Annotated in this window: 8 protein-coding genes; 3 read left to right on the forward strand and 5 right to left on the reverse strand. The window is 64.6% G+C overall.

The features are described 5' to 3' along the window. The first annotated feature begins 10 nt into the window (after positions 1–10). Together RBA95_RS03460 and RBA95_RS03465 are read left to right on the forward strand one after the other, a co-directional pair. Positions 11–904, forward strand: coding sequence for a diacylglycerol kinase family protein (locus RBA95_RS03460; protein WP_306015415.1), 894 nt, complete (start codon positions 11–13; stop codon positions 902–904). Beyond that, positions 901–1683, forward strand: a complete 783-nt coding sequence (locus RBA95_RS03465; RefSeq protein WP_306015416.1) for a metallophosphoesterase — start codon at positions 901–903, stop codon at positions 1681–1683. Before RBA95_RS03460 ends, RBA95_RS03465 begins: the two co-directional genes overlap by 4 nt. Positions 1684–1752: 69 nt before the next feature. On the opposite strand, the gene RBA95_RS03470 is transcribed toward RBA95_RS03465, so the two are convergent. From RBA95_RS03470 to RBA95_RS03490, 5 genes are all read right to left on the reverse strand, one after another. Beyond that, positions 1753–3849: a M13 family metallopeptidase gene (locus RBA95_RS03470; protein WP_306015417.1), complete on the reverse strand. Its 2097-nt coding sequence runs from the start codon at positions 3847–3849 to the stop codon at positions 1753–1755. 180 nt (positions 3850–4029) lie between these two features. Further along, positions 4030–6060, reverse strand: coding sequence for a M13 family metallopeptidase (locus tag RBA95_RS03475; RefSeq protein ID WP_306015418.1), 2031 nt, complete (start codon positions 6058–6060; stop codon positions 4030–4032). A gap of 112 nt (positions 6061–6172) precedes the next feature. Further along, entirely contained in the window at positions 6173–9394 is a 3222-nt protein-coding gene (locus tag RBA95_RS03480; RefSeq protein ID WP_306015419.1) for an efflux RND transporter permease subunit, read from the reverse strand. A 21-nt stretch (positions 9395–9415) separates the two neighbouring features. After that, positions 9416–10693, reverse strand: coding sequence for an efflux RND transporter periplasmic adaptor subunit (locus tag RBA95_RS03485; protein ID WP_306015420.1), 1278 nt, complete (start codon positions 10691–10693; stop codon positions 9416–9418). Between the two features lie 47 nt (positions 10694–10740). Further along, positions 10741–12123, reverse strand: coding sequence for an efflux transporter outer membrane subunit (locus tag RBA95_RS03490; RefSeq protein ID WP_306015421.1), 1383 nt, complete (start codon positions 12121–12123; stop codon positions 10741–10743). A 200-nt stretch (positions 12124–12323) separates the two neighbouring features. Here RBA95_RS03490 and RBA95_RS03495 point away from each other — a divergent pair, with 200 nt between their 5' ends. Further along, on the forward strand, positions 12324–13757 hold the full coding sequence (locus tag RBA95_RS03495; RefSeq protein ID WP_306015422.1) for a cell wall metabolism sensor histidine kinase WalK: 1434 nt from the start codon (positions 12324–12326) through the stop codon (positions 13755–13757). The last annotated feature ends 70 nt before the right edge of the window (positions 13758–13827 follow it).

The following is a 13827-nucleotide window of genomic DNA, read 5'->3' on the forward strand; positions in this document are numbered from 1 at the left end:
GGCCAACCTTTTGAAAACCTTGTCGCTTGTGCTGAACGCCCATTCCGGAACCACGCGCGAGCTGGGCAAGGACAGGGTGCTGGACGCCGTGCGCGGCTCCGCGGACTGGGCCGAGGTGATCGTGCATGACTGTTCGGAGACGTTTCAGGAGCGGGTCAACAAAGCCTGCGCCGAACCGTCGGACTATATCGCCGTCGCGGGCGGAGACGGGACCGCCGCCGCGGTTCTGAACGAGCTGGTGCGCACCCAATGCCGCACGCCGGTCATCCCTCTGCCGCTCGGCACCGCCAACCTGTTGCCCAAGCGGCTTTATGGCGACCGGTCGATCGAGACCATCCTGCGCGAAGCCCCCGATTACCCGGTCGAGCCCCTGCATGCGGGCGAGGTGGACGGGCATCTGTTCTTCTGCGCGCTGATGGCGGGGTTCCCGGTCCGCTTCGGACAGGCGCGCGAGGCCCTGCGTCCGGATGGACAGGGTCGGCAGCCTGCACGCGCCCTCACCTATCTGCGCAAGGCCTGGCGCGCCTTCGGCTCGACCCGCATGCGGCTGACGCTGGATGATGACGAGGTGAAGAAGCTGCGCCGCGCGAACGCTTTGATGACCATTCCCGGCGGCGCGGGCGCCATGATCCATGGCGCGCGGCCCGGCGATGAAGTGCTGGAGCACATCTTCACCCATACCGAGAACATATCCGACGCCCTGGGCGCCCTGACCGGATTTCTCGGTGAAATGCTGAATATGGGCGAGCTGCATCCCGCCCGCTCCGAGCATAGCGCCGTCCTGGACGGCCCCACCAAGATCCCGGTCATGCTCGATGGCGAGGTGTTGACCCTGAAGACGCCCATACGCATCTCCTTAAAGCCCAACGCCGCCCTGTTCGCTGCACCGGAGCCTGACGCATGACACGCCTGGCGCAAATCTCAGACCTGCATTTCGGGGCGGAATCCCCCGGCCTGCCCGAAGCCCTGCTGGACACGCTCAACACGCTCAAGCCCGATGCGGTCATCGCGTCCGGTGATTTCACCCAGTATGGCCGCCGGCGCGAGTTTGACGCCGCGCGCGATTTCTTCAGCGCCATCGAAGCGCCGGTCATCGCCGCGCCGGGCAATCACGACACGCCCTATCTCAATCTCGCCGCACGGGTCGCCGCGCCCTGGGCGCGCTTTGAAAAACGGCTCGGCAAGGGCGTGACGCCCAGCTGGCGCTCCCCCACGGCGGCGGTGGAATCCTATCTGACCGCGCGCGGGCTTCAGGCCCAGCTTGACTGGTCGCTGGGTCGGGCCAATCCGCGCCAGGCCGCCCAGATCGCGCAGAGCTTCAATGACTTCAGAGGGCTCAAGGTCGTCGCCGCCCACCACCCGCTCATGGCGCCAGGCGGGCTGAAAGGCCGGGCCAAGACCCGCGGTGGCCGTGAAGCCGCGGACATTTTCGTGCAGGCGGGCATGGACCTTGTGGTCACCGGCCATCTGCATCAGGTCTTCGCCCTGCCCCAGCGCCGGCCCGATGGCGGGTCGTGCTGGTTCGTGGGCGCCGGCACGGCGCTGTCGCATCGCACGCGCGGCGAACCGCCCAGCTTCAACCTGTTTGACAACACGCTCGAAGGGTTGAGCCTGACCGTCTATGCCGCCGAGGATGGAGAGAACCGCTTCACCCCCGGCAAGGTCCAGCCGCTGCACCGCTAAAGGCGCATCCCAAGCAACAAAAAGCCCGGCGCCATGCGCCGGGCTTTCCGTTTGCGAACTATAGCCCTGTTACCAGATGCGCACGCGCTGTTCCGGCGGCAGGTAAAGATCGTCATCCTCGGTCACGCCGAACGCGTCATACCAGGCGTCCAGGTTACGCACGACGCCGTTGATGCGGTACTGCGCCGGGCTGTGCGGGCCCTGAACGATCTGGGCGCGCAGGGCGTCCTCGGTGTACAGGTTCCGCCAGACTTGCGCCCAGGCAAGGAAGAAACGCTGATCGCCGGTCAGACCGTCGATCACCGGCGCTTCGCCGCCATGCACTTCGTCCACATACTGACGCCAGGCGGTGTAGGCCATTTGCAGGCCGCCCAGATCGCCAATGTTCTCGCCCATGCTCAGGCGACCGGACACGCAGCTGCCTTCAAGCGGGCAATAGGTGTCGTACTGGGCGCCCAGAGCCGACGCACGCTCTTCAAAGCGGCTGTTGGTCTCTTCGGTCCACCAGTCCCGCAGACGGCCCTCGGCGTCATAGCGACGACCATTGTCATCAAAGCCGTGGCCGATCTCGTGACCGATCACGCCGCCAATGGCGCCAAAGTTGATCGCCATGTCGGCGTTCGGGTCAAAGAACGGCGCCTGCAGGATGCCGGCCGGGAAGGTGATCTGGTTGGCCAGCGGGGAGTAGGACGCGTTCACGATTTGCGGCGGCCAGCCCCATTCGCGAGTGTCCACCGGGCTGTTGAGATCCTCGATCTGCTCGGCCCAGCCGAACTCGGCCATGCGCACGCGGTTGCCGAAATAATCGTCGCCGGTGATCTCCAGGCCCTCATAGGAATCCCAGATTTCCGGATAGCCGATGCGCGCTTCAAAGCCGGCCAGCTTGGTCAGGGCTTCTTCGCGGGTCTCGTCATCCATCCATTCGAGGTTTTCCAGACGCGCTTCAAAGGCCGTGGTCAGACGCGCGACCAGGTCTTCCATCTGGGTCTTGGAGCTCGGCGGGAAGTGGCGATCCACATAGATCTGGCCCACGGCATGGCCCAGGGCGCCGCCCACCAGGTTGACCGCACGGCGGTCACGCGGCCGCTGCTCGGTCTGACCGCGCAGGGTGCGACCGAAGAAGTCAAAGCTCGCCTCGTCAAACTCCGAGGTGAGCCAGCCGGCGCGATCGGAAATGAAGCTGAACGCCATCCAGTCCTTGATGGTCTGAAGGTCGGCGTCCGCCAGAATGGCCGAAGTCTGCTCGATGGCGGTCGGCTGAACCACGATCAGCTCTTCCACATCCAGACCCAGATTGGCCATGCCTTCGGGGAAGTTCAGCGCCGGCGCCAGCGCGTCCAGCTCCTCAACGCTCATGACGTTGTAGGTCAGCGTAACGTCGCGGCTGTCCTCACGGGTCCAGTGCGCTTCGGCGATGCGGGTTTCAAAGGCCAGGATATCCTGCGCCTTCTCTTGCCCGTTCTCGATGCCGGACAGTTCGAAAATGCGCGCGATGTAATCGACATAGGCGTCGCGGTATTGCTGGAAGCGTTCGCCTTCATCGAGATAGTAATCGCGGTTGCCCATGCCCAGGCCGCCCTGGAACAGGCGCAGCGCGTTCACGGACGGATCGGACGGGTCGGCCCAGACGGCGAAGCCATAGGGCGACTGATGATGCACGCTGGCGAACAGCGCCGTAGCGTCATCCAGACTCTCCACCGCGTTGATCTCGGCCAGATAGGGCTCGAGCGGCGCAATGCCGGCGGCGTTGATGGCGTCTTCGTTCATGTAGCTGGCATACAGATCGCCCACCAGCTGGTTGTTCGAGCCTGCTTCGGCGTCCGCTTCACCGGCTTCGAGGATGATCGCCTGAACGTCTTCTTCGGCCTCTTCGGACAGCACGGTGAACATGCCATAGCGCGAGCGGTCGCCCGGCAGCTCGGTGGTCTCCATCCAGCCGCCATTGGCGTACTGGTTGAAGTCGTCGCCCGGATCGGCGCTGGTATCCATGCCGGCCACGTCAAAACCGAACTCGCCAATGACCGGCGAGGCGTCGGCCTGGGCGGTTTCGGTTTGAGCGGCGGTGTCGGTTTGCGTGGAAGCGTTGCTCTCAGGCGCCTCGGTCGGGCCGCACGCGGCCAGGCTGAGCACGGCCAGCGCCGAGCAAGACAACAGGATCTGTTTCATATGGGTTCCCCTTAGCGTTCACATCTGACCCGCCTCGCAAGCGAGAGGGTGTCAGAATTGTGGCGCACCCTCACGTCCGGCAAGATGGATGGCAAGTGAAATTGCGGAAAGACTGAGCTAAACCCATGAAAAAGCCCGGCGCCTGAGCGCCGGGCTTGAACGGTTTCGATCGAGGTTGGTCTACCAGATCGAAACGCGTTGTTCGGGCGGCAGGTAGAGATCGTCGCTCTCATCCACGCCGAAGGCGGCGTACCAGGCGTCGATATTGCGCACCACGCCATTGACCCGATACTCGGACGGGCTGTGCGGATCGGTCCGCAGGCGGCTGATGAGATTGTCCTCACGATACAGGCGACGCCAGACCTGGGCCCAGCCCAGGAAGAAGCGCTGATCACCGGTGAAGCCGTCAATGACCGGCGCTTCGCCGTCATAGTGCTCGTCGACATAATCGCGCCAGGCCGAATAGGCCATTTCCATGCCGCCCAGATCGCCGATGTTCTCACCCAGGGTGAAGCGGCCATTGACCGTGTAGCCTTCAATGGGTTCGAACTGGTCGTATTGGGCAACGAGCGCGTCAGAGCGTTCGATGAAGCGCTCATTGGTCTCTTCGGTCCACCAGTCGCGAATGCGGCCCTGGGCGTCAAAGCGACGGCCCTGATCATCAAAGCCATGGCCGATCTCGTGGCCGATCACCGCCCCGATGCCGCCGAAATTGACCGCCATGTCGGCGTTCGGGTCGAAGAACGGCGCCTGCAGGATGCCGGCGGGGAAGGTGATCTGGTTCAGCAGCGGATTGTAGCTGGCGTTCACGATTTGCGGCGGCCAGTCCCATTCGCGACGATCCACCGGACCGGCGAGATCCTCGAGCTGTTCCGCCCAGCCAAACTCGGCCATGCGGATGCGATTGCCGAAATAGTCGTCCGCCCGGATTTCGAGACCCTCATAGGTGTCCCAGACTTCGGGATAGCCGATGCGCGGCTCGAAGGTGGAGAGCTTCTCCAGCGCCTGGGCGCGGGTTTCGTCATCCATCCAGCTCAGAGTTTCCAGACGATCGCGGAAGGCGGTCTGAAGACCGGCCACCAGCGCTTCCATCTGGGTCTTGGATTCGGGCGGGAAATGACGGTCCACATAGATCTGGCCGATGGCGTGACCCAGCGCGCCGCCGATCAGGTCCACGCCGCGCTTTTCACGCGGACGCTGTTCTTCAATGCCGTTCAGCGTGCGCGAGAAGAACTCAAAGCTCGCCTGGTCAAACTCATCGCCCAGCCAGCTGGCGCGATCAGACAGGAAGTGGAAGGTCAGATAGGCCTTGAGCGTGTCGAGATCGGTTTGAGAGAAGATCTCGCCCGCATCGGCAATGGCGCTCGGCGTGGCGACCATGAAGCTGTCCTGATCGCCCAGGCCGAAAGCGTCGAGATTGGCGCGGAAATCAAATTCGGGCGCCAGCTCCACTACTTCATCCAGCGACATCACATTGTAGATCTCGGTGATCTCGCGGGTGCGCTCCTGGGTCCAGTGGACCTCGGCCAGCGCGGTTTCCAGCGCCATGATGGCTTCGGCCTTCTCCGCGCCGCCTTCCATGCCGGCGAGATCGAATATGGTCTCGATATAGTCGACATAGGCCGCGCGATACCGCTCGGACGCCTCGTCGTCCTCAAGATAGTAATCGCGATCGGGCAGGCCCAGACCGCCCTGACCCATATACAGGGTGTATTGGGAGGTGTTCGCCGGATCGGGGATCACGCCCACGCCCCAGGGCGCGGCGTAATGCACGGTGGCGAACAGGGAGGCGACATCCTCCCAGCTCGACGCGGCGTTGATCTCGTCGAGATAGGGCTGGGCCGGGGTCAGGCCGGCGGCGTTGATGGCGTCTGCGTCCATCCAGGACTTGAACAAATCCCCCACCAGCTGGGCATTGGAGCCGTCGGCCGCGTCGGTCGCGGCGGCTTCGTCGATGATCTCCCGGACATGGTCTTCCGCCTCGATGGCGAGCTTGGTGAACATGCCGTAATTGGAGCGGTCGGACGGGATTTCGGTGCGCTCGAGCCAGGCCTGGTTGGCGAACTGGAAAAAGTCATCACCGGGATCGAGCTCGGCGTTCATGCCGGTGGCGTCAAAGCCGAACTCACCCAGGACCGGCGCGTCTTGCGCAAAGGCCGGCGCTGCGGCGGCGAGCGCGAGCACCGCGACGCCAGACAACAGATGTTTCATAGTCTTCCCCTTGATTATCGTATCGTTCCGAGCGCCGAAAAAGCGGGCGCGAAAGTTGGGTCCTGCGGCGCGAGGCGTGTGAGGCGTCACCCGCGCCGCAGGATCGTGAGGGTTATTCAGCCGGGGCCGTTCCCTCATCCGGATGGCCGACATCGACGCCATCAAGGCCCGAGTCATGGCCGATATAGCTCTCGCCAATGCGCGGCTGTTTCTCGCCGGTCCACATCCCCTTGAAGAAGCGGCCGATATCCGCGCCGATCGCATACAGCGCCGGCACCATCAGCAGCGTCAGGAACAGGGCGAACACCACGGCAAAGCCCAGCGAGATCACCATCGGCTTGAGAAATTGCGCCGCGGTGGAGCGCTCGGCGATCATCGGCAGGATGCCGATGAAGGTGGTGACCGTAGTCAGAAGGATCGGACGGAAGCGCTGCACGCCCGCATCCACCAGGGCCTGCATGGCCCCGACGCCGCGATCACGCAGACGGTTCACGAAGTCCACCAGCACCAGGTTGTCGTTGATCACGATCCCGGCCGCCGCGCCGATGCCGAACATCGAGAACAGCGCGAAGGGCTCGCCCAGGATCAGGTGACCGAACACCGCCCCGGCATAGGCCATGGGAATGGCGGTCATGATCATCAGCGGCTGGGCGTAGGAGCGGAAAGCCACTGCCAGCAGGACATACATCATCACCAGCATCATCAGCTGATACTTGATGACCTCGGCCAGGAACTGGGCTTCGCCCTCCGCCTCGCCGATGGCGCCCGTGGAGATGCCCGGATACCGCTCTTCCCATTGCGGGAAGAAGTTCTCCTCCAGCTCCTGGCGGATATTGGCCGCCGCATCATTGTCGGTCAGCTCGGCGCTCACCGTCACGGTCCGCTGACGCTCCCGGCGGCGGATCTGGTTGATCCCCGGCGCGAACTCGGCGTCGACCACAGCCGCCAGCGGCACTTCCCGGCCGTCATTGGTGCGGATGCGCAGATTGTTCACCGCATCCAGGCTGTTCCGCGCTTCACGGGGATAGCGCACCATCACCCGCACATCCTCGCCGTCGCGCGGCAGGCGTTGCACTTCATAGCCATAGAAGGCCTGGCCCACCTGACGGGTCACATCGGCCAGCGTCAGACCCAGGGCCTGAGCGTCCGGACGCAGGGTCAGGCGCAGCTCGTCGGCCGAGGATTGCAGATTGTCGATGATGTCGTAGGTGGTCTCGAAGGTCCCCAGATGCGCCCGCAGGTCCGCCGCAGCGGCGCGCAGGACATCCAGATCGGGGTGGTTGATCGCGAACTGGATCGCCGGGCCATTGCCGTTGAGCGTCGCTTCGAAACGGATCTCCTCCGCATCGGGCACCGGGCCCAGAGCGTCGCGCAGACGCTGCGCCACATCCGCGGTCGGGGTGCGGCCCGGACGGTTTTCCGGCGGCGCGATATTGATCCAGGCGCGCACCGAGCCATCCGTGGCCAGGGTGGAGCGCGAGCGGATCATGTCGGTTTCACCCGGAAACTCCTCGCGATAGGCCTGCTGCACTTCCAGTTCGGCCTCATCCAGGCGCGCGCGGATTTCATCGGTCCGCGACCAGGGCGTGCCGTCGGCGAGCTGGATGTTCACCCGGATCAGATCGCTCTCGATCTCGGGCATGAAGGCGGACTTCACATAACCGTTCGCCTGCAGCGCAATGGCCAGACCAAAGACGCCGATGAAGAACACCAAGGTGGCGTAGCGCAGACGGATGGCGGTCGCCAGGATCGGGCCGTAGACCGAGTGGGCAAAGGCCACCAGGCTGTCCGCGATCATCGCCTGGAACTTGATGAACGGGCCGAAGAAACCGCCGGTTTTCTGCGGTTTGATGTGCGCCAGGTGCGCCGGCAGGATCAGCAGGGATTCAATGAGCGAGAAGCCCAGCGCCGCAATGATCACCAGAGAGATCTGACGCGTGAACTGCACTTCCGGTCCCGACAGCATCATCCAGGGCGCGAACGCCATCATGGTGGTGATGACCGCGAAGACGACGGGCTTGGCCACCATCTGGGTGCCCACGACCGCAGCCGTCATGCCCTGCTCGCCCCGCTCCACGCGGGCGTGAATGTTCTCACCCACGATGATGGCGTCGTCGACGACCACGCCGATCACGATCAGGAAGGCGAACAGCGACAGGAAGTTCAGCGTGATGCCGATCATGGGCAGCACCAGGAAGGCGCCGGCGAACGCCGTGGCGATGCCGATGGTCACCCAGAACGCCACGATGGGACGCAGGAACAGCACCAGAATGCCCAGCACCAGCACCAGCCCCAGAAGGGCGGAATTGCCGATCACCAGCAGCTGGGAGTTGAACTGGTCCGCGCCGTCCCACCACACCGACAATTGCACGGTGGAGGGCAGTTCGGCGTTCTTGCGCTCGAGATAGTCCTGCATGGCGTTGGACACGTCGATGATGTCCGAGCTGCCGGTCGAGCGGATGGCGATGATCACCATCTGCTCGCCATCGAAGGTGGCGTTCAGATTGGCGTCCACCAGGCCGTCAATGACGGTGGCCACATCGCCCACGCGCACCACGCCGCCATCCGGCGTCTGGCGCACGATGATATTCTCGAATTCGTAGGCGGTGTCCGCCAGCTCGCGTGAGGCGATGCGCACATCCCCAAGATCGGTGCGCACCGAGCCTGCAGAGGCATTGATGGAGGAGTTGGAAATGGCCTGTGCAATCTCGGCGAAGCCCACGCCATACCGGCGCATGGCTTCCTCGGACACTTCAATTGCGACTTCCTCGCCCAGCACGCCCATCACCTCGACCAGCGAGGCGCCGGGAATGGTGGAGGAAATCTCGTTGCGGATTTCACGGGCGATCCGTTGCAGGTCGCGCCGTTCGATCTGGCCATGCAGGGCGAAACCGGCGATCTGGTCGGAGTTCTGCCAACGCTGCACCTGCGGACGATACGCCTCGCGCGGCAGGTTGTTGATGGAGTCCACGCGCAGCTTGATCTCGTCGATGAAAGCCGCCGCATCCTGGCTGGGCAGGCCGGAGACATAGACCGAGCCCGAGCCTTCGCGGGCCACCGCTTCGAGCTCGTCCACGCCGTCGAGATCGCTCAGCGCTTCCTCGATGCGGACAATGATCTGCTCTTCGATCTCCTGGGGTGACGCGCCCGGCCAGGCCACCGAGATCGATGCGCCCGGGAACACCGCGCCGGGATTGTTTTCCCGTTGCATGGAGAAGTAACCCACCACGCCGCCGATCAGGGCGATCAGCATCAGCAGGTTGGCGGCCACCGAGTTCTTGGCCCACCAGGCCAGCAATCCGGTGTGTTTATCGTGTTCAGGATTATGAACCATGATCGTTCTCCTCAATCCTGATTAATTGGCCCGCGATGCGGTATTGGTCTCCTGGACCAGCGCTTCGCTCTCGGAGGCGTTATCCGCGTCGTTTTCGGCTTCGGGTTCGGGATCCAGCGGATCGCCATTGGCGTCCACAGCCCGCACCAGCATGCCTTCAGCGGCGCCGCGCAGCGGCGAGGTGACGACCCGGTCGCCCGGCTGCACGCCTGCGGTCAGGACCACGCGCTCGGCGCTGGTGTCGACCACGGTGACAGTGCGGATGCCCAGCGTGCCGTCCTGCTCAGCCACATAGACCTCGCTGGAGCCGCGCAGGGCGCTGCGGGGCAGCACGATGGCGTTGTCCAGTTCTCGGCCATCAATGCTTGCGGTGACAAACAGGCCCACAGCCAGGGGCGCGCCCGCCTCTTCGGCTGCTGCGCCATACGGGTCTTCCACTTCGATGATGGCGCTCATGGTCCGGGTTTGCGGATCAATGGCGCTGTCGGTGCGGACCAAGCGGCCTTCCCATTGACGCTCCTGGCCCGCCACATCGGCGCTCAGATGCGCCGGGCGGCCCGGATTGGCGTCGGTCGACTGAAAGGCCAGCGGCAGGTTCAGAACCGCCAGTTCGGCATTGGTCAGCGGCAGGCGCACCTGCACGCGATTGGTGGCGAACACGCGGCCCAGCCCGGTGCCCGGGCCCACATACTGGCCCAGATCGGCGTTCTTGGCCCGCACGCGACCGTCAAACGGCGCGGTGATGCGGGTGCGGCTCAGATTGAGGCGGGCTTCATCCAGGCTCGCCTGGGCCGAAGCCAGCTGAGCCCGCGCTTCGGCCATTTGCGGCTCCCGCAGGGTCAGGGCGCTGGCTTCGCCATCGCCCAGGGCTTCCCATTCTTCCGCCGCCAGTTCGGATTCAGCCTGCTCGCGCACCAGTGCCTGACGGCTCTGGGCCACCAGCGCTTCGGCGCGGGTCACGGCCAGGCGATAGTCCGCATCTTCCAGACGCACCAGGACTTCGCCGGCTTCAAAGAAACCGCCCGCCACGAAATTCGGGTTCACATAGGTGATGCGACCGGACACCTGGGCGGTGAGATCAATCTCGGTGAGAGGGGTGACCTCACCCTGCGTGGTGACAGACAGCTGCACCGGGCTGAGCGCCGCTTCGGTGACAAAGACCGCAGACGGACGCGCCACGACTTCCGCGCGCTCGGGCTGGGGCGCCGCCGCCGCGAGAACAACATAGATAACGATAAAGATCGCCAGCACCGCCAACGGCAGTCCCAGTATCAACAAACGACCAACAAACTTGCTCATGACCAACCTCTTTTGTCCCCTGACCGGTTTTCCGGTCTTATGATGTCCTAGTTATCGATATTGGATGCAGGCAGACCGCCGCCGGCGCTGAAATCGCCCGCAATGGCCAGGTGCAGCGCGATCCGGTTATCCACCCGGTCATTCCGCGCTGAAATGAGAGCCGACTGCGCCGAGATCTGACGCGTTTGCGCATCAATCAGCTCGAAAATCGTCGACAGACCCGACGCATACTGCCGCTCCACGAGCGCCAGCGCTTCCCGGGCTTCATCCGCCGCAACCGTGAGGGCCGCGACCCGCTGATCCAGGCGACGATCCGCCTCGATCGCATCTTCCGCTTCGCGCAGCGCGGTCAGCGCCGTGCTCACCAGATTGGCCGACAATTGTTCGGCCTGGGCTTCAGCCCGATCGCGCTCGGCGCGCAGACGACCGCCCTGGAAAATCGGCGCGGTGATCGACCCCGCAATCGTCTGGACCAGATCATCAAAGTCCAGCGCATCTGCGATGTCCGCACCGCCATCGGCCAGGCTGGCGCGCAGGCCCAGACCCGGATAGAGCGCTTTTTGCGCCGCCGAGGCAGAGAAGCCGGCCGCAGCGAGACGCGCTTGCGCCGCAACCACGTCCGGACGACGCGAGAGCAGGGTTTCAGGCTGCCCCGGATTGGGCAGCGCACCCAGCTCCGGCAGCACCGCGCCGGACGCGATGGAGGCGGACGGGTAGCGACCCAGGGCGACTTCCAGAACGCGCGCCGCATTGGCTTGCGCCCGCAGGCGCGAAGCGAGCGTGGCTTCCGAAGACGCCAGCGCCGAACGCGCCGTGCGCACATCCGAAGACCGGACCACGCCGCGCTGGAAGCGCCGCTCTACGATTTCAAGCTGATTGGTCCGCGCCTCGACATCGGCCCGGGCCAGGTCGGCCTGCTGGCTGGCGGCGATAAGCGCATACCAGGACCGCGCCACAGAGGCCGCGATCGACAGGCGGGCGCCGTACCAGTCTGCTCGCGCCGCTTCGGCGGTCAGAGCGCCGGAACGCGCCTGGTCGCCCAGACGGCCCCAGACATCGGCCTGCCAGTTCACTTCGAGACCGGAACTGAAACCGGTATTGCCCGGCTCCTGGTCCGTATAGCCCAGCGAACCGTCAAGGCTCGGCAGGCGCGCAGCGCCGGCGGAGCGGGCGCCCGCACGGGCCGCCTCATAATTGGCGAGCGCGGACGCGACGGTCGGATTGGCGTCCATCGCCTCGGCCACCAACGCCTGAAGCACCGGATCATTGAACGCGGCGACCCAGTCAGCGGGCGATGCATCCAGCTCGGCCGGAACCGCGGAAAACGTTTCAGGCGCTGCAACGAGCTCGGTCGCGCCTGGCGTGGCGACGCTGGCGCAAGCGCTCAACAGCAAGGGCGCAAAAAACGGTGAAATACGCAAAAGGGACACGGGCCCTCCCCCGGAATAATGACTGAACTTGGATTGCACCCTAAAAGCGCGACCTCGAAAGTCAATCAAAACTTATCGAAAAACGCTAAAAGTTTCTCGAATTACAAAAAATTTATACAGGCATTCACGCCCGCCGGCCGGGAGAAACCGCAAGACAACAAGGGTTTCCGGCGTGTCACATTCCCATGCTACGAAAGGGTATGACTGAAGAACGTGACTCGACTGCAAAGCGTCTGACCGGGGATCGTCCGCGCCGCCGGGACATTGCCTTGAGCGTGTCCATCGGCGTGGTCGTCATGATGGTGCTCGCCATCGCCGGGGAACTTTCCGCCGGCGCCTTTCTGGGCGGGACGGTGGCCTTTATCGCCCTGGGTTTCGTCTATTATCTGACCGCCCTGACCACGGCCGAACCCAATCCGCGCCCCACCTCGGTGAACGCGCCGCGCGACCTTGAGGGCGAGGCCAGCGTGACCATGCTCGAGCGCTTGCCCATCCCGGTCCTGCTGATCGGCGCCGGCGGACGAATCGAACGCGCCAATCCCGCCGCGCGCACCTTTCTAGGCCTGGGCGCAGAGCGCGGCCTGCTCTCGACCGTGCTGCGCCAGCCACGGGTGCTGGAAGCGGTCAGCGCCGCCCTGCGCGGCGACAGAGGCGCCACGGTGGAGTATTCAACGCTGGCGCCGCTGGAAAGCCATGTGCGCGCCTTTGTGGAGCCCATCCGCCTGTCCGCGCCCGGGCCCATGCCCTTCCGCGCCATGCTGGTTCTGGCCGACGACACCAATTCCAAGCGCGCCGAGCGCATGCGGGCGGACTTCCTGGCCAACGCCAGTCATGAGCTGCGCACCCCCCTCGCCTCGCTGGCCGGCTTTATCGAGACCCTGTCCGGCCCGGCGCGGGACGATGAAGAGGCCCGCGACCGCTTTCTGGAGATCATGACCGTTCAGACCGAGCGCATGCGCCGGTTGATCAATGATCTGCTTTCGCTGAGCCGGGTGGAGATGAACGAGCATATGCCGCCCACCGGCTCGGTCGATCTGAACAATCTGACCCTCGATGTGTCCGAAGCGCTGGTCCCGGTGGCGGCAAGCCGCAACATCCGCGTGGAGATCGACGAGGCTGATGTCCGGGGCGGCGCCCAGATACGCGGCGATCGCGACCAGCTCTACGAGGTGATCGAGAATCTGGTGCAGAACGCCATCAAGTATTCGCCCGACGGGTCACGCGTGAAAGTCAGCGTCCGCCACGGCGTTTCCCGCGACGCCGCCGAACATCTGGGCGCGCGGATTGATCCTGATTCCGGCCGCCTGACCCTGACGGCCCCGGCGCTCGACCCCGACGCCAAGTTCGGCGTGGTGCGCGTGCAGGATGAGGGTGGCGGCATTGAACGGCGCTATCTGCCCCGTCTGGCGGAACGCTTCTTCCGGGTTGATGGACAAAAGAGCGGTCCTACTTCGGGCACCGGCCTCGGGCTGGCGATCGTCAAGCACATCGTCAACCGCCACAGAGGCGGCTTCACCGTGGAAAGCGCGCCCGAAGTCGGCTCCGTGTTCACGGTCTTCTTCCCCGTGGCGACAGCGGCCAGCCAACCGGACACAGTCGAAGCGAACGCCAGTTCGGACATCGCAGCGCCCTAGCGTCACTTACGGCGTCACATAACTGTCATCAAACTTACATATTGGGTTGATCGTTCCCGACCATGGTCCG

The sequence above is a fragment of the Oceanicaulis sp. MMSF_3324 genome (genome assembly GCF_030733545.1).
Classification (GTDB): Bacteria; Pseudomonadota; Alphaproteobacteria; order Caulobacterales; family Maricaulaceae; genus Oceanicaulis.